This is a genomic window from Nocardiopsis yanglingensis, assembly GCF_045809185.1.
In the GTDB taxonomy this organism is placed as follows: Bacteria; Pseudomonadota; Gammaproteobacteria; order Xanthomonadales; family Xanthomonadaceae; genus Stenotrophomonas; species Stenotrophomonas yanglingensis.
On the sequence record NZ_JBJNRH010000001.1, the window covers coordinates 258,071 to 275,134 of the forward strand.

17 protein-coding genes are annotated in these 17,064 nt (G+C 64.5%); 12 read left to right on the plus strand and 5 right to left on the minus strand.

Annotation, left to right across the window (positions count from 1 at the left end; all coding sequences use genetic code 11):
- Positions 1-274: 274 nt before the first annotated feature.
- From ACJ7C5_RS01220 to ACJ7C5_RS01260, 9 genes are all read left to right on the plus strand, one after another.
- Entirely contained in the window at positions 275-841 is a 567-nt protein-coding gene (locus ACJ7C5_RS01220) for a UDP-N-acetylglucosamine acyltransferase (RefSeq protein ID WP_049458660.1), read from the plus strand.
- Positions 838-1,308 (plus strand): outer membrane lipoprotein, encoded by a 471-nt coding sequence (locus ACJ7C5_RS01225; RefSeq protein ID WP_088026382.1) that lies wholly within the window; start codon positions 838-840, stop codon positions 1,306-1,308. Before ACJ7C5_RS01220 ends, ACJ7C5_RS01225 begins: the two co-directional genes overlap by 4 nt.
- 359 nt (positions 1,309-1,667) lie before the next feature.
- A complete protein-coding gene (locus ACJ7C5_RS01230; RefSeq protein WP_088026383.1) occupies positions 1,668-2,342 on the plus strand; it encodes a response regulator transcription factor in 675 nt (224 codons plus the stop codon).
- Positions 2,342-3,691, plus strand: a complete 1,350-nt coding sequence (locus ACJ7C5_RS01235) for a sensor histidine kinase (protein ID WP_412702843.1) — start codon at positions 2,342-2,344, stop codon at positions 3,689-3,691. The genes ACJ7C5_RS01230 and ACJ7C5_RS01235 overlap by 1 nt, the downstream gene beginning before the upstream one ends.
- Positions 3,692-3,983: 292 nt before the next feature.
- Complete coding sequence (locus tag ACJ7C5_RS01240) at positions 3,984-4,433, plus strand: hypothetical protein (protein WP_088026385.1); 450 nt, start codon at positions 3,984-3,986, stop codon at positions 4,431-4,433.
- Between the two features lie 135 nt (positions 4,434-4,568).
- Positions 4,569-5,753, plus strand: coding sequence for an efflux RND transporter periplasmic adaptor subunit (locus tag ACJ7C5_RS01245; RefSeq protein ID WP_412702844.1), 1,185 nt, complete (start codon positions 4,569-4,571; stop codon positions 5,751-5,753).
- On the plus strand, positions 5,750-7,720 hold the full coding sequence (locus tag ACJ7C5_RS01250) for a MacB family efflux pump subunit (protein WP_412702845.1): 1,971 nt from the start codon (positions 5,750-5,752) through the stop codon (positions 7,718-7,720). The genes ACJ7C5_RS01245 and ACJ7C5_RS01250 overlap by 4 nt, the downstream gene beginning before the upstream one ends.
- Before the next feature lie 90 nt (positions 7,721-7,810).
- Positions 7,811-8,197, plus strand: coding sequence for a hypothetical protein (locus ACJ7C5_RS01255; protein ID WP_088026388.1), 387 nt, complete (start codon positions 7,811-7,813; stop codon positions 8,195-8,197).
- A gap of 30 nt (positions 8,198-8,227) precedes the next feature.
- Entirely contained in the window at positions 8,228-8,605 is a 378-nt protein-coding gene (locus ACJ7C5_RS01260) for an EF-hand domain-containing protein (protein WP_088026389.1), read from the plus strand.
- Between the two features lie 128 nt (positions 8,606-8,733).
- Here the strand turns inward: ACJ7C5_RS01260 and ACJ7C5_RS01265 are convergent, their stop codons facing one another.
- The 4 genes from ACJ7C5_RS01265 to ACJ7C5_RS01280 all read right to left on the minus strand — a co-directional run bounded on the left by ACJ7C5_RS01265 (position 8,734) and on the right by ACJ7C5_RS01280 (position 11,995).
- On the minus strand, positions 8,734-9,189 hold the full coding sequence (locus ACJ7C5_RS01265) for a hypothetical protein (RefSeq protein ID WP_412702846.1): 456 nt from the start codon (positions 9,187-9,189) through the stop codon (positions 8,734-8,736).
- Positions 9,190-9,285: 96 nt separating this feature from the next.
- The gene (locus tag ACJ7C5_RS01270; RefSeq protein WP_412702847.1) at positions 9,286-10,611 is read right to left on the minus strand and encodes a Smlt3024 family type IV secretion system effector; all 1,326 of its coding nucleotides are present in this window, start codon (positions 10,609-10,611) and stop codon (positions 9,286-9,288) included.
- A 22-nt stretch (positions 10,612-10,633) separates the two neighbouring features.
- Positions 10,634-11,599: a Smlt3025 familytype IV secretion system inhibitor gene (locus ACJ7C5_RS01275; RefSeq protein WP_485873427.1), complete on the minus strand. Its 966-nt coding sequence runs from the start codon at positions 11,597-11,599 to the stop codon at positions 10,634-10,636.
- 48 nt (positions 11,600-11,647) lie between these two features.
- On the minus strand, positions 11,648-11,995 hold the full coding sequence (locus ACJ7C5_RS01280) for a winged helix-turn-helix transcriptional regulator (RefSeq protein ID WP_094000918.1): 348 nt from the start codon (positions 11,993-11,995) through the stop codon (positions 11,648-11,650).
- Between the two features lie 102 nt (positions 11,996-12,097).
- Between ACJ7C5_RS01280 and acuI the strand changes: the two genes are divergently transcribed.
- Together acuI and ACJ7C5_RS01290 are read left to right on the plus strand one after the other, a co-directional pair.
- Positions 12,098-13,087 (plus strand): acrylyl-CoA reductase (NADPH), encoded by a 990-nt coding sequence (gene acuI, locus ACJ7C5_RS01285; protein WP_412702849.1) that lies wholly within the window; start codon positions 12,098-12,100, stop codon positions 13,085-13,087.
- A 116-nt stretch (positions 13,088-13,203) separates the two neighbouring features.
- Positions 13,204-13,536: a hypothetical protein gene (locus tag ACJ7C5_RS01290; protein ID WP_412702850.1), complete on the plus strand. Its 333-nt coding sequence runs from the start codon at positions 13,204-13,206 to the stop codon at positions 13,534-13,536.
- Between the two features lie 69 nt (positions 13,537-13,605).
- Here ACJ7C5_RS01290 and ACJ7C5_RS01295 read toward each other — a convergent pair whose 3' ends face one another.
- A complete protein-coding gene (locus tag ACJ7C5_RS01295; protein WP_412702851.1) occupies positions 13,606-13,830 on the minus strand; it encodes a hypothetical protein in 225 nt (74 codons plus the stop codon).
- A gap of 163 nt (positions 13,831-13,993) precedes the next feature.
- On the opposite strand from ACJ7C5_RS01295, the gene ACJ7C5_RS01300 reads away from it, so the two are divergent.
- Positions 13,994-16,747, plus strand: coding sequence for a UvrD-helicase domain-containing protein (locus tag ACJ7C5_RS01300; protein ID WP_412703031.1), 2,754 nt, complete (start codon positions 13,994-13,996; stop codon positions 16,745-16,747).
- The last annotated feature ends 317 nt before the right edge of the window (positions 16,748-17,064 follow it).

Sequence of the window (17,064 nt, forward strand, 5' to 3'; positions counted from 1 at the left end):
CACTGCAGCAAGATGCCGTTGGGCCGCGGTCAGCGCCAGGCAGCAACCCGCAGCCGTCCGCTCTCGCAGGCATAAGCCCGATTGCCCTGGTAACGCGCACCCGCCTGGAAGCCGGTTTGAGCGATGGGGATGCCAGATAGCAGGCCGCCCCGATTCAGGTATCCTTGCGCGCAGTCAGCCACGCCTTCATGCGACCGCTGAAGCGCAGCATCGACGTTGCGGACGAAAACACGATTCACCATGGATGTTTCAACGTAATCACAGGGGAAAATGGATGAAGAAGTTCCTGTTCGCAGCGATCCTCGCTGCGTCGCTGGCGGGTTGCACCACCAATCCTCCGCTCAATTTTTCGGTTCCCAACGTCGGGGTCAGCAGCAAGAAGATCGACGGTGAGCTGAAGTCGCTGACGGTTACCCTGGCGCGCCCGGACGAGGCCAAGGGCAAGATTCCGGCGCAGGCCCAGCACGAAGTGCCGCAGATGTGGCAGAACGCGCTGACCGAAGCGCTGAACAAGATGGCGGTCTTCCGCGACGACGCGCCGGTGAAGCTGAGCCTTTCGGTGAAGATCCTGGCTATCGACATTCCGAATTTCGGCGCATCGATGACCACCAAGACGATCGCCCGCTATGAGCTGATCGATCGCGCCACCGGCAGCATCGTATACACCCAGGATGTCAGCGCCTCCGGCGAAGTACCGTTCAACTATGCCTTTGCCGGTGTCATTCGCGCTCGCGAGTCGATCAGCCGCTCGGCGCAGAACAACATCGCCCAGTTCCTGCAAGCGCTGGAGACCGTGGACATCACCAAGCCGATGTTCCCGAACAAGCAGGAAGCGCCGTGAAGCGCCTGCTGCTGGGCGCATCTGTTGCCGCGATGCTGACGGCCTGCGCGCCCAACGTGCGAACCGACAGTTACTCCATCGGTTCGGTGGGACAGGTCAATCGGACTGTCGGCGGCACGGTCATCAGTGTTCGCCCGGTAAGTATCGACGGCAGCCAAGGCGGCGGTGCCGTTGCAGGCGCAGCTGCTGGCGGCGTCGCCGGCTCGACCATTGGCGGCAGCGATCAGGCGGCCGCCATTGGCGCCATCGGTGGCCTGGTTGTGGGCGCGATTGCCGGTGCCGCTTCCGAACGCGCACTTTCCAGGACCCAAGGTCTGGAGTACGTGGTGCAGACGGAGAACGGCAACCTGATGACGGTTGTGCAGGGTCCCGATCCGGTGTTCAGCACCGGCATGCGGGTCCTGGTGCTGTATGGATCGCCCTCGCGCATCATTGCCGATCCGCGCCAGGCGAAGACAACGCCGTAAGCCCCAACGATGCCCCTTCCGAGGGGCATCGTTGTATTGGACACCGAGGGGAGATGGCAACTCAGCCCTTGCCGGCGTCAGTGCAAGCGGGACAGCAGCATCGAGCGGGGGCCATCTGGGTGGAGGTGAAGCCGTTCCTGTTGCCCACCGCGATGGCGCTCCCTTCATCGCCATCCTTGCTGAAGACAACATGGCTACCGGGGCACATCTGCCCAGCCTTTTCGTAGCAGCCACTCCAGGAACTGGAGTCACACCGGCAGGCTCTGAAGGCACGCCATGTTCACGCAATGTTCCTGTAATACGGTGCCGGCGCGTGCCGAACCGCCCCGCCACGCCCCCTTCCTGCGCAAGCCCTGCCGATGCACATCCTGCTGATCGAAGACGAAGCCGAACTGGCCGCTACCCTGAAGTCCGCTCTGCAGCGCGAGCGCTACGTGGTGGACCTTGCCAATACCCTGGCCCTGGCGCGCGAAGCCGCCCTCTCCGGGTCGCACGATCTTGTGCTGCTGGATCGCACTCTGCCCGATGGTGACGGGCTGGGCCTGATTCCCGTGCTGCGAGGGCGCAACCCGGGCGTCCCGATCATTGTGCTCAGCGCGCTGGGACAGTTGCCGGACCGCATCACCGGCCTGGATGAGGGCGCCGACGACTACCTGGCCAAGCCCTTCGCACTGGAAGAGCTGTTCGCGCGGATCCGGGCGGCCGCGCGCCGGCCCAGTGGCATGCAGGTGGAGCCAATGAGCATCGGCCGGCTGCTGTTCGACCCCGCCTCGGGCGAAGCCAGCGTAGGTGGACAGCGACTGGAGCTTCCGCGCCGCGAGATCCGGGTGCTGGCCGCCCTCGCCCGCCGGCTGGGCCGCACCGTGCTGCGCGAGTCCATCGAAATGGCGGTGTATGGCTTCGATGACGGCATCCACTCCAACACGCTCGACTCGCATGTCTCACGCCTGAGGCGCAAGCTGGCTGACGCCGATGCCGGGGTGGAAATCCATGCCATCCGCGGTGTCGGCTATCTGATGCGGGAAACGAAGTAATGGCGCTTCGTCCCTCACTGAAGCGCCCGCTGATCGTCAAAACGCTGATCTACCAGCTGCTCGCGCTGCTGGTGGCGTTCTTTGCCTTGCTGATGGTGCTGGTGCGTGTCGACAGCGGCGGCTACTTCACCATCCAGACCTTTGCGCCGGTGGCGGCAGAGGCCGTTCACCGCGACAGCAAGGGCGAACTGTATGTGGAACGCACGCCGGAGCTGGCAGAGCTGCTGAAGATCGTCCCCGGCGCGTGGTTCATTGCCGAGGATGACCAGGGTCACCATGTGACCTTCGGCAATGTCCCGCCCGCCTACGCATCACTGATCGGTGCCCTCGACGGCATTCCCTATGGCGACCTGCGCGGGCGCGGCCGTAGCGACGGCCTGGCCGTGGTGATACGCCAGCACAGCGGCCCAGCCGGCAAGCTGACCATCATGGCCCATGGCGAAACCGATTCGCTGACCTGGCAGATGGCGCTGGCCGCACACATCATCACCCTGCCGATCTTCCTTCTGCTGGGCCTGGCCACTCTCATCCTCACTCCGATCATCGTGCGTCGCGCCCTGGCCGGTGTGAAGCGCATCGCGCAGGAAGCCCGCAACATCTCCGCCAGCCGCCGCGGTATCCGCCTGACCGAGACCGCAGTACCGGTAGAGATCGCCCCCCTGGTGTCCGCGGTGAACGAAGCGCTTGACCGCCTGGACGAAGGGCACGAACGGCAGCGCCGCTTCATCGCCGCTGCCGCCCACGAGCTGCGTACGCCGATTGCGATCCTGCGGGTGAAGATCGATGCGGCCGGCGACGCCACATCGCGCAGCCTGGGCGTGGAGGTCGCGCGATTGGCAACGCTGGCCGAGCAGCTTCTGGACCTGCATCGCATGGAAGCAGAGGGGCCGAAGGACTCTCTCAACCTTGCCCGCCTGGCCAAGCGGGTCGTCGCTGATCTGGCGCCCCTGTTGATCCAGTCCGACAAGACGGTTGCCGTGACGGTGGAACCAAACTTCCCGGTGCTGGGCGAGTCCGGCGCCATCGAACGGGTGCTTTCCAACCTGGTACTGAATGCCGCCGAGCACGGTGGACGCCACATCATCGTGCGCGTGCAGGGCAGTTGCCTTGAGGTGGAGGACGACGGCCCCGGCATTCCGGTCGACCAGCGCGAACGCGTGTTCGAACCCTTCCAGCGCCTGCGTCCCCGGCAGACCGGCGCCGGATTGGGTCTGAACCTGGTGCGGCAGGTGATGGACCGCCACGGCGGCCACGTCACGATACTGGATGCTCCCGGTGGCGGTGCTTTGATCCGCGTCGAGTTCCCCTTGCATCCAGGCGTCACCGGCGCGTCGACGCAGGAGCACTGAGCGCATCTCCTCCACGTCGATGACTGTCGGCTGTCCACGCGCCGCGACCGCGGTTGATGCGCAAGGTTGCGGCAATGTTTGCTGCCCAGCATCCAGATGAGTGGCACCCCTGCAGGTGCTGCGTCCGGATCTGACAGGAAGCCTGCATGTGACACAGGGAGCTTCTCCACCGCCCTCTTCCACGCCTACCCCGCCTCCTCGGAATGCGCCCAGCCTGACCGCCGCAGCGTGGAACTGCCGCGCGCACACGGGCCGCGGGCGTGGGCTGGCACACTGGCCGCAGTGGCTGCGAATGATTCCCGAACGAGAACGAGCGGACGTCCTGATCCACCTGTTCTCTGCGCTGTTCCTGCTGGTCCCAGGCATTGCTCTGGTGGCTTCCGCGTATCGGCACGCGCACGCAACGGTCACCGCGGTGGTGGTGTTCGTCGTCGTGCATGCCGCACTGCACATGCTGGCAGTTTGGCGGGGGGCTGCCTTGCACCCCGTTCCCCAGTTCCTGCGGACCCTGCATGCATATGCGGCCGCCGTGATGTTTGCTACTACACTGCTGATCATCGCGATCAGTGCAGCTGCCGCGACACTGTCCGCTTCTGCATGTGCCGTGCTGCTGGCCGGCGCGATGTGCCAGCTTTCGAGCCTGCACACGGCGGCACGACGCCTGCGCCACATGCTGCTGGCGCTCGGCAGCCTGCTCCAGTTCATCGCGATGGCACTGCTTACACTCGGCGTTGCCTACTGAAACACCCGCACCACCGCAAGGTTCACGCAATCCAGCGCACAGAGACTCGAAGGCCATCCACGCCTGCCCTGCCGGCGTGCAATCCCATCTGTCGCGAGGACTCCCGATGCCCTGCCTTTTCTGGATGCTGTGCCGATGAGCGCCGCACCGCGCCACCGCCGCGTGCTGATCATTACTGCCGCAGCCCTCTGCACAATGATGGCGCTCCTCGCGTGGCTCTGGCCCACACCACCACCGCAACTGCAGGTAGCACCGGTCACCCGCGGCAACATTGAGCGGGTCGTGGAAGCCACCGGAACGCTGAAGCCCTCACGGCTGGTAAGCGTGGGCGCGCAGGTCTCCGGCCGCATCGAGACCCTGTATGTGAAGTTGGGCGACAAGGTGAAAGCTGGCGATCCGATTGCCGATATCGATTCGCGCACCCAGCGCAACGCGTTGCTGAGTGCACAGGCGGCACAGCGCACTGCGCGCGCCAACCGGGACGCGCTGGCCACCGACCTGCGCCAGTACCAACTGACCCTTCAGCGCCAACAGGCGCTGGTTTCGAGGCAACTGGTCGCGCTCGCGGACTACGATGCGGCCAAGGCCAAGGTCGATGCCACCCGTGAACAGATCGCCGCACTCGATGGCGAGGTGGTGCAGCGGCAGACCGATGTGGATGTGGCACAGACCAACCTGGGTTACACCCGCATCACTGCGCCCACCGATGGCACCGTGCTGGCCGTGGTCGCGCGGCAGGGTCAGACCGTCAATGCTGTGCAGAGCGCACCGACCATCGTGATGCTCGGCAACCAGGACGTGATGACCGTCTACGCCGAGATCTCCGAGGCTGACGTGGTCCACACCGCACTGGGACAGGAGGCGTTCTTCACCATCCTGGGCGACAGCGACCGACGCTACAGCAGCACGCTGCGCGACATCGCACCGGCACCCGACTCGATCACCAACGAAGATGCCTCCAGCTTCGCACCCGCAGGCACTTCGGCGGGCGCCAACCGCACCGCCATGTACTACAACGGCCAGTTCGACGTGGACAACGCCGATGGCCGCCTGCGCAGCTACATGACCGCGCAGGTGCGCATCGTTCTGGGGCGTGCCAAGGGCGTGCTGACCATTCCCTCGGCTGCGCTGGGTGCGCGCGCCACCGACGGCAGCTACAGCGTGCAGGTACGCGGCGCGGATGGCCAGCCTGCCCCGCGACGCATCACCACCGGGCTGGACGACCAGATCAACGTGGAAGTGCGCAGCGGCCTGCAGCAGGGCGAGCAGGTGGTACTGGTCCAGACCGGCGATGCCGCCGCTGCAGCCGCACAACCATGACGGGCGCAGAGAAGGATGCACCGCTGCTGCGTGTGCGCGGCATCCGCCGCGAATTTGCAGCCGGCGAACAGACCCTGGTCGTGCTCGATGGCATCGACCTGGATATCCGTGCCGGTGAACTGGTGGCCATCGTCGGCCAGTCCGGTTCGGGCAAATCCACCCTGATGAACATTCTGGGCTGCCTGGATCGGCCCTCGTCCGGCGCGTATCAGATCGCCGGTCGCGAGACCGCGCAGATGGCACCGGACGAACTGGCCGAGCTGCGCCGCGAGCACTTCGGCTTCATCTTCCAGCGCTACCACCTGCTGACCGATCTGACCGCACTGGGCAATGTGGAAGTGCCGGCAATCTATGCGGGAATGCCTGCCACCATGCGCCATGCCCGGGCGGGTGAGCTGTTGGCGCGGCTGGGCCTGAGCGAACGCATGCTGCATCTGCCCGGTGAGCTGTCCGGTGGGCAGCAGCAGCGCGTGTCGATCGCGCGCGCGCTGATGAACGGCGGCGCAGTGATCTTCGCCGATGAGCCCACCGGCGCATTGGACACCCAGTCCGGCAAGGAGGTGATGAAGATCCTGGGCGAACTGCACGCCGAAGGCCATACGGTGGTGCTGGTCACTCATGACATGGCCGTGGCCGAGCATGCACAGCGCATCATCGAAATCCGCGATGGGCGCATCGTCGATGATCGCCCTACCGCTGCCGCGACAGCGGCCGCTGGCCTCACCGCAGCCACCCTGCAGGCGCGCAGCGAAGGCACCGGCTGGCAAGCCCTGCGCGACCGCTTCAGCGAAGCCTTCCGCATGGCCCTGCGCGCAATGAACGCGCACCGCATGCGCACCTTCCTGACCATGCTCGGCATCATCATCGGCATTGCCTCGGTGGTGTCGGTGGTCGCCCTGGGCACGGGCGCACGTCAGGCCATCCTGTCCAACATCGCTTCGCTGGGCACCACCACCATCGAAGTCTATCCGGGCTCCGGCTTCGGCGATGTGCACGCCGCACAGGTCGAGACCCTGACGCCCGGCGACAGCACAGCGCTGGCCGGGCAACCGTTCGTGGACAGCGCCACACCCGGCGTCGCCAGCAGCGGCACTGCGCAGCGTGGCAACCGCTCGGCCAACGTGCAGATGCAGGGTGTGAGTGAGCAGTACTTCCGCGTGCACGGCCTGAAGCTGGGGCAAGGCCGCTTCTTCGACCAGCCCGCCGTCGCCAGCTACCAGCAGGTGGTGGTGATCGACGCCAACACGCGCGCACGGTTCTTCGCCGCACAGGAAAATCCGATCGGCCAGACCCTGTTGCTTGGCAATGTCCCGGTGCGGGTGGTGGGCGTGGTGAAGAAGGAAGCCGGCGCCGTCGGCGATGCCTCGTTGCTGCAGGTCTGGGTGCCCTACACCACCGCCATGGCGCGCATGTTGGGGCAGAGCCATGTATCCAGCATCACCGTGCGCGTGTCCGACACCGTGGGCATGCAGGCCGCGGAGGCCTCCATCCGCCGGCTGCTGGAGCGCCGCCACGGGCGGCAGGACTTCTACATGAGCAACAACGCGCAGATCCGCACTTCAATCGAGCAGACCACCCGCATCCTCACGCTGATGATCAGCTCCATTGCCGCCATCGCGTTGGTGGTGGGCGGCATCGGGGTGATGAACATCATGCTGGTGTCGGTAACCGAGCGTACGCGTGAGATCGGCGTGCGCATGGCGGTGGGCGCGCGCCGCAGCGACATCCTGCAGCAGTTCCTGATCGAATCGGTACTGGTCTGCCTGCTTGGTGGCGTGCTGGGTATCTGCATGGCGCTTGCGCTGGGGACAGTGCTGGCACTGGCCAACATCGGCTTTTCGCTTGTGTTCTCGACGACCTCGATTCTGGCAGCGTTTGCCTGCAGCAGCCTGATCGGTATTGGCTTCGGCTACCTGCCGGCACGCCGTGCGGCACAGCTGGACCCGGTGGAGGCGCTGGTGCGCTGAACGACGGCGTCCAGCGCAGACGACTACAGGTTCGCGCAATGTCCGCGCGCTGTACTGGCACGACCGACACAGCCGCACAGGAGCGGAACGATGTTTCAGAAGACAGGACGTACAGCAGTGCTGCTGGGTGCCGCACTGCAACTGCTGGTACTGCTGCCCTATGCGGGCCAGGCGCACGCGCAGTACCGGGATGGCTACCGCTCCGGCTGGGACCGGGGCTACCAGGACCGCCAGCGCGATGACTGGGAGCACCGCGAACGCGAACGTGAGCGCGACCGGCGCGACGATGCCAAGGCCAAGCGCGTAGTTGTGGGCGTGGTGGGCGCGGCGGTGGTAGCCGGCGTGATCGCCGCCGCGGCCAAGCGCGAGCGTGAGATCCGCGAGCGCGCCGACTACTGCATGAACCGCTACGGCAACTACGACCGCCGCAGCGACACCTACCGAGGTTCGGATGGCTACAGCTATCCCTGCCGCTGACCTGCTCTGCATTCCGAAGGAACCGACCGCATGAACAAGACGCTACTGATCATCGCCCTGTGTGCCGCACCGCTGATCGGCCACGCCGCCAGCAGCGACCCGAAGCTGGCCTATATCGACTCCAGCTTCGCCGTTATGGACAGCAACGGCGATGGTCGCATCGACAAGTCCGAGTACGCGAAGTACCAGCAGGCACGCTTCAGCAGGCAGGCCGACTCCATCGACGCCGCGTTCAAGGAAATGGATGCCGACAAAGACGGAAAGATCAGCAGGAAGGAAGCCGCGGTGGTGCCGGAAATCGCGAAGTATTTCGCGGGGCTGGATACTGATGGCGATGGCTATCTGTCGCTGAAGGAAATGCAGCAGGCCATGGTGGCCGCGCAGACGGCAGACACCCCGGCGAAGTAGCATCCCGGTACGGGATGCCACGTCACATCGCGTTGGCAGGTGCCCACCCTGGTGGGCACAGCTCCATCACCACGCGCGGGCGCCAGAACGCCCACCAAGGTGGGCATCTACCAGCCAGCGCGCGGCGCTCAGCGCACCTTGTACAGCACCGCCGCACCCGGGCGCGGCTCAAACGAGGGCACCGTCTGCTGGGTAATCGCCGTGCCCTTCGCGTCCCACACCAGCGTCTCCACCGGGTACTCATCCTTACGGGTCATCTGGTCGATCTTCGCCACGACCACCGTCGCAGCGGCCGGCACCTCCGGATTCCAGCCAAACACGCCCACCCGGCCGTAGAACACAGCCGGCGCAGAAGCATCGAGGCGACGGTCCGGGCACATCACCAGGCCGCGGTCGAGCATGACGCGCAGCGCGCCCACCGGCACCTTCTTTACCGTAGGCGTAGTGCGCTCGGTGCTGTGGCCAGGGCAGACATTGGCCGCGCGGTTGACCATGTCCTCGGCCACCTGCCGGTCGGATTGGGCGAAGGCCAGGACCGGGGCCAGGCAGAGGCCAAGCAGGACAAGCGGGGACGTCCGGGTCATTGCAGGTTCCTGTGACGGATGCCAAGCGAACTTAGCAATGCCAGCGCACAGAGTTGCAAAGACCGCGTGAGGCAGGGGCTACGGCAGGCCGGGCCCCTAGCCCATGCGCATGGCCGGGGTGTCGCGTGCCTGCACATCGATTTCCTGCTGATGGCGCTGCGCATGTGCCTGTTCACGATCCGCACCGACGGCCTGCAGGGCCTGCAGTGACTGCTCGACCGGTGTCTGCACCGCCCTGTCCGTGGGCATGGAGGCCCGCAGATGCGCCGGATCATTCAACTCGCCCTGCACCACAAACACATTGCGGCCGGCCGGGTGATCGGCGGTCTGGGTGCTCAGCAGCACATGGTCGGCACGTTCGAGCTGGTTGTGGCGCGCCAATGCCATGACGCTCGCCACAAGGCGCTCGCTGTTCTCATCATGGGTACGCCCAGCACTCGCATCGATCGCGGCCACGCCTTCGCGCACCTGCTGCATCAATGCGTACTCACGGTGGCCAGGTCCAATGTCGGCCAGACGGGTCGGTGCCTGTGCGGGATCCGGCATGGCGTCCACCGCTGCGGTAAGCGGGCTGCGGGTAATGCTCCGGTACGGGTCGTCCGGGTGGAACTGGGTGCGCTTCTCCTGCCGCTCCAGACGAACCTCGCGGGCGTCGTTGAGTTCGGCGATACGGGCGGGATCGGTGATCTCGCGCAGCGGCATGTGGCCGCCGCCCGCACTGACGCTGGCCCACTTCCTGTCCGCTTCGAAATACATCGCGTAATAGCTGTTGCCACCGATGACGTTCGGATCGACCGCTGAGCGCCCTTCCAGCGCCTGGGTGGCTTCCAGCACGCTCAACCGGGTCAGGTACTGCCCGCCCTTCGCCCACCCCATCTGGCTGATGGCATCGACGCTGGTGTTGCCTACGCGCGGGCCCCCGGCGTAGTCGTTGTTGAGCATGTTGGTCCAGATCTGCTCCAGCTTCTCGGGGCCGCTCTTCTGCTCGGCCGCCTCCAGCAGCACGCGCGGCGTCCAGCAGTTGGGATCAAGCTCATGCCGTTCAAATGCACGGTCGTGGGCCAGCATCACATCCTTGCCGGGAAGATTCAGTGCCATTTCGGGACGCCCCTGCTCCATCCAGTACAAGCGACGCTCCAGGTCCTGGCGCAGAAGCGTCTGCCCGAACATCTCCCATTGGCGCTCGCTCAGCTGCGCGTCGGGAAAGCCGGATCCCTTGCCCTCCTGGTGCCGTGCATAGTCCTGTGCGTAGCTGTTTGCAACGCGGCCTGGGAGGCTGTCGTTGCGGACAACACCCAGCGCCAGCGTCCCATAGCCATCCGCATCCGGCAGCTGCGACAGATAGTTCCAGTACAACTCGCGGTTTCCGGCCTTGGCATAGCTGGCCAGAATCTTGAGATTCTCCTGCGTCAATCCGCCCATTGCCTGCTCCTGAATGCACTCATTACCGGACTCGGGAGCGCGCGAGGACACCCCGCACCGCATCTTCCATCCGCTTCCAGTCAGCCAGGAAGGCCCGCTTGTAGTTCAGCGAGATGGAAAGCTTGTTCTCCACATCCGAGAAGTAGTGGAAACACCCTGCGGCGGCTTGTCCTTGCTCACTGATGACCTGATCGCCCTGCAGGCGAACGCCATCCCCCCGGAATGCAGTGCTTTCGCATTTGATGAATGTGGTCAGGCTGCCGTTGGGAGCGCGCGCGACGTACCAGTCATCTTCATACGCAGGATTTCGGATGGGCGGTTTTCCATAGCGCGATTCGTACTCCTTCGAGAAAACCTCCATCCTCGTTTCATCGATGGCGTAAGGCGTCAGGCCCATGACGTCGGGCCGCGCAATCCGCAGATCGAGCCGATCCCGAGGATCCCCTCGCTCCACCGATCCTTCCTCGGTGGATGCCTGGTTGGAGGACAATCGCTCCAATGACGTTTCGATTGGCGCGCGATCGATATAATCGATCGCCACAGCAATCTCCTTCCGGAAATCATTCGTACGCGGATTGGCCCGGGCACCTGGCAGTGTCGGCTTCATGTCCGGCCACTCGATGACCAGCGTCACGCCCTCGCCAGGCCACGGTGCGATCTGGCTGTCCAGGTAGTTGGCCGGAATGCGGAAGGTGTTCGGCCCAAGCTTCACGTCCACGGGGGCATCGGTATAGGTGTGGCCGTTGATCGTGCGGCCGGTCTGGGTTGCGCCGGACATGGCGGGATTCCTTTCGTGTTCGGTGGACGGCGGACGTGCACACGCGCCGGCACTCACTACGACGGCAAGCGCGAGCGTCAGGCAACGGCCGGGAGACATCACGTGCATGGGCATTCCATTGCAGGGTTCCGGCGCCACTATAGGCAACCGGGCGTCAATGGAACAGGAACCGCATCGCAGCCCTTCATGGAACCAGGCGGCGCTCCACATGCGCCGCCTGCAGTGCTGCGGTATTGCTTCGGCGCTCCGCCTCAGGTCTCAGCCGTCGCTGTCCGTGCTTCTATGGCCGCGATAGGTTTCACCCCACTCGCGCATCGCCAGCAGCACCGGCACCAGCGTGCGCCCGAACTCGGAAAGCTCGTACTCCACCTTCGGCGGCACTTCCGGGTACACGTGGCGGATCACCACGCCATCGGCTTCCAGTTCACGCAACTGGCTGGTGAGCATGGACTGGGTGGCATTGGGCACCCGCCGCGTCAGCTCCATGAAACGACGCTTGCCGGTCATCAGGTGAAAGAGGATGACAGGCTTCCACACGCCACCCATCACCGACAGCGTGACCTCCACAGCGCAACCGCTCTTGCCGTCCCAACGCCTGCTACGCATGAATACTCCGGAAAACCATAGTACCTACGGAAAATCATCGTTCTTGTTGCGATAACGGTGCGAGCCTAGCATGGGCTCATCCACTGAACGTGAGCCCCCACCATGAGTTTCAAGGCACTGCTGACCCGCAAAACGAATGACGGCGTATCCACGGAACTGGTCGATTTCGATGACGCCAACCTGATGGACGGCGACGTGCTGGTGCAGGTTGAATATTCAACGCTGAACTACAAGGACGCACTGGCCCTCACCAATACGCGCCCGGTCATCCGCACCTTCCCGTTGATTCCCGGCATCGACCTTTCCGGCGTGGTGCTGGAGTCGAGCAATGCCGATTTCCAGCCCGGTGACCGTGTCGTGTTGAATGGCTGGGACCTGAGCATGGGCCACCATGGCGGTCTGGCGCAGCGCGCCCGCGTGCGTGGCGAATGGCTCAACAGGATTCCCGATAACCTGAGCACCCGCGACGCCATGGCCATCGGCACCGCTGGCTATACCGCCATGCTGTGCGTACTGGCCCTGGAACAAGCCGGCGTGACGCCCGACAAGGGCGATGTGCTGGTGACCGGCGCCAACGGTGGCGTCGGCTCGATCGCGGTGGCGATCCTTTCAAAGCTGGGCTATCGCGTTGTGGCCGCCACCGGGCGCCCGGAACACGCCGAGTACCTGCACAGCCTGGGTGCCGCCGAGATCATCGATCGCGCGCAGCTTTCAGAACCGCGCGACCGTCCGGTGAGCGCCGAACGATGGGCCGGCGTGGTCGATGTGGCTGGCGGCCCTACCCTCGTCAACGCGATTGCCGAGACGAAATACCGCGGTGCCGTCACCGCCTGTGGACTGGCGCAGAGCGATGCACTGCACGGCTCGGTGCTGCCTTTCATCCTTCGCGACGTGACCCTTGCGGGCGTGGATTCGGTGAATGCGCCGCAGGACGTTCGCCAGCGTGCGTGGGACCGGCTTGCCGCCGACCTGGATCCGCAGAAGCTTGAAAGCACGGTGCAGCTGATTGGGCTTGCCGACGTACTTGAGGTTTACGAGCAGATCATCCCGGGCAAGGTGCGTGGGCGGATTGTCGTGGATGTGAATGCCTGAGCAAGTCTCCCCAGCGGATTCCATCCGTCAGCGAATGGTGAACACGCCGTGAAACCATGCGAGCGGCAGTGGCCGCTTGCCGCTGCTGCTCGCATACGCTCAGGTTCCCGCCGACTGTGGACACCGCCATGTCAATGACTGCACTCGCACTTGCGACCGCTCTTTCCGGCCTGCCCGACATTGCCTGGGAGCGCGAGCGCGGTGAAGACGCGCACCAGCTGATGCTCTGCCAGATCCATCGCGATGCGTTGATGCAGGATGACGCGAAGAACGATGCCTACCAGCGCGCCAAGGCGGTCTGCAATCTTCTGGGGCGTGAGTACAGGAATAAATGGGATTTCGATGCGCAGGAAGCATTGGCGGCATCGGCAGTGGATCTGGATGAGCTGATCCGGCGGGGAGACCTGGTTGAGGTGCCTCCAACAAGGCAGGACCGCGTCTACGAATGATTCCGTGCTGGCAGGTGCAGGCACCTGGAGCTGCCGCAGGACAAGCAGCTTCAGTGCCGATCGGCGAGGCTAGCGGATGCGACTCCGCGCCAGTGCCAGGCGCCTGATCTCGTCTGGCAGAAGGACGACGCCGTCCTCCATCTCGATGCGCATCTGCGAGACATCACCCTCGTGCCCCTGCATTGCAGCGGTCACCAGAATCTTCAGTGCATCCGTGCGGATATCGTAGCCGCCGACGGTGTGCTTCAAGGTACCCACACTGTTCCAGTCGATTTCCATGATCGGCGTCCACATCCACAGGCTTCATGCTGGCAACGGCCTTCGCCCACGTCAATGAAACCGGTCGCACGGCCGACCATGAAGCAAAATGCCACGCGCGTGGTCAAGGTCCCTTATCATGGAGGGGTAAGGGCTCTGCAAGCCCAGTTGACGTACGCAAGGCAGTATCTGGATGTCTATGGAATGGCGCCCCTCGGGCTGGGGTCTACGTGTGACCCGCTCGCCGACCTGGTGGCTGCGACTTGACGGCGAACATGTTCAGCTTTTGATTGAAGGTCGCCAGTACCAGCAACACGTAGCTGACGACGAGCGCGTGCAGGTCATCCCTGGACTCTTCTGGGCCAAGGTCGTCCTGCAGACCCAGGGCGACGGCGTGCTGACCATGGATGGACTGTCCAACAGCCAGGCTTCCCGGCTTGCGACGGCGCTGCAGCAGATGCGCTTTGCGCGTACCACGCGAGGGCGCAAGGCCCTGTTTGACACGATCCTGGAGCAGATCCAGGCGTGGCTGAGCGCCGCGGACGCCCTCATCGACCGCGGCAGTGCCGGCCGCCGCTGGATCACCCACGAGCAGCAACAGGCATTGCTGGCCGAACGCTCCTCCCTGCCGCTGCAACCGGCGGAGCTGGAGCAACTGTTCCTTGATGAAAATGTGCATGGCGATCTGCATTCGCACAGCCATCGTGCTGCGCTGGATGCCCTGCACGACTGGCAGCTGGACTGGCCGGCCGCCTGGGCCGAGGCCAACGCCACAATGGCAACGCGCGAGCGGATGCTGGCCAAGGACTTCCTGGACAGGGTCGAGAGCAAACCACTGACCGAAGAACAGGCCCGCGCGGTCATCTGCTTCGACAACCGCGTGCAGGTCGTGGCCGCGGCCGGCTCTGGCAAAACTTCCACGATGGTCGCCAAGGCCGCTTACGCCATCGATCGCGGCTTTGTCGATGCCGAACGGATCGTGATGCTCGCCTTCAACAAGGACGCCGCCAAGGAGCTGGAGGAGCGCGCGCAGCGATGCTTCGACCGGCTCGGCATGGGCGACACCGTGGTCGAAGCGCGGACCTTCCACGCCCTCGGCCTGACCATCATCGCCAAGGCGACAGGGCGCAAGCCCGATATCCCGGAATGGGCGGTCGACGCGACGCTGGGCTTCAACAAGCTGGCCGAACTGGTGGACGACCTGAAGGACCGCTCGACCCATTTCCGAACCCAGTGGGACATGTTCCGCCTGGTGTTCGGGCGTGACCTGCCGCCATTCGGCGCGGAAATGGAGGCCGACGGCTACGACCGCGATGGCACGCCCTACATCCGTACCCTGCAGGGGGAACGGGTGAAGAGCCTGGAAGAGTGCGTCATCGCCGACTGGCTCTTCTATAACGGTGTGCAGTACGACTACGAGCGACGCTACGAGTTCGACACCGCGACAGACACCCATCGCCAGTATCGTCCGGACTTCTACTATTCGGACGCCCAGCTGTATCACGAGCACTTTGCGCTGGATGCCGATGGCCAGCCGCCGAAGCACTTTGCCAACTACAGCGAGGGCATGCACTGGAAGCGCCAGCAGCATGTGGCGCGCGGCACCGCCCTGGTCGAGACGACGTCGTTTGGCCTGCGCAGCGGGCATGCCCTGCTGGACCTCGCAGAGAAGCTTGGCGCGTCTGACGTCGAACTGGACCCGAACCCGGACCGCGAACTGCCCGATCAAGGCGCCAAGCCGATGCCGGACGCGGACCTGATCGGCCTGATGCGCACCTTCATTGCCCATGCCAAGAGCAACTGCCTGACGCTGGACGATATGGCCGCACGCTTGCGGCAGATGCCCGAGGATCAGTTCAAGGAACGCTACCGGCGCTTCCTGGAAATTGCAGGGCCGGTTTTCCAGGCGTGGGACAACGCACTGGCTGACGAGCGCAGCATCGACTTCGAGGACATGCTCAACATGGCGGCAGGGCTGCTGGAACAGGGCCGCTACGAATCGCCTTACGATCTGGTGATGGCCGATGAATTCCAGGACGCTTCGCGCGCCCGCGCACGCCTCTGCCGTGCATTGGTCAGCCGCCCCGGCCGCTATCTGTTTGCGGTGGGCGATGACTGGCAATCGATCAATCGCTTCGCCGGTGCCGACGTTTCGGCGATGACCGGATTCCGCGAGTGGATGGGCCATGGCCAGGTGCTGAAGCTCGAGCAGACATTCCGCTGCCCACAGGCGCTCTGCGATGCTTCCAGTCACTTCGTCAGCAGGAACCCCGCGCAGATCGTCAAGGAGGTTCGCTCTGCCGCACCGACAATGGGCCCGGTACTGCAGGCGTTCCAGATGAACCGGCGTGAGGAGGTGCAGGATGGCGTTCGCCAGTACCTCGCCAAGCTGCATCAGCAGCTGCTGTCCGGAGCCGTTCCACAGGGCCGCAACGGGCGTGTGACGGTCTTTGTTCTGGGGCGGTATCGCGCGGATCGTGGCGCAGTGCCTTCGGATTGGAAGACGGCCTTCGGCAGCACGATGGACGTCGAGTTCCTGACCGCACATCGATCGAAGGGGCGCGAGGCGGACTACGTGATCCTGCCGGGCATGACCAACCGCAGCTTTCCGAGCTTGCGCGCGGATGACCCGGTGCTTTCGCTGGCCATGCCGGACGGCGACACCTATCCACTGAGCGAAGAACGGCGGTTGTTCTATGTGGCGCTTACTCGGGCGCGACGGTCGGTGGCGATGTTCACCCTGCAGGGGAAGCGTTCGCCGTTCCTGGATGAACTGGTGAAGGACGGCGCTGTGGAAGTGACCGCGATTTCAGGCGCGGCCATTTCGGAAGAGCGCTGCCCGGTGTGCAAGGTGGGGGTATTCGTGGAACGGAATGGACCGCATGGGGCTTTCAGATCATGCTCAAGCTATCCGTTGTGCCATAACAAGCCGAACGGTGGGCGTCGGGGATGACTGTATCTGTCTACATGCATAGGCGCTCGGCCATACCAAGCCGTGCAAGTTGGCCTGATGGTTCGATGACTGGACAGCAGCTGCGAAGGCAGCAAGAAGGCCCCTGTTCCCAGAGGCCACTTCATGATTCTGCCGGAGAGAACGCCAGCCATGTAGCCGACGTCGCTGGCGCTAGCGACGTCGTCAGCTGCACAGGCCGAATGGAGCTCAATACACGGCTCAACCAATCAGAGAAGCTTGTTGAGGTCTCTAGTTGGGCTGGAACCCCCAGGCCCTGACGCGACTGAACGGCATTCCAGTGAGCGACTTGCACTCGC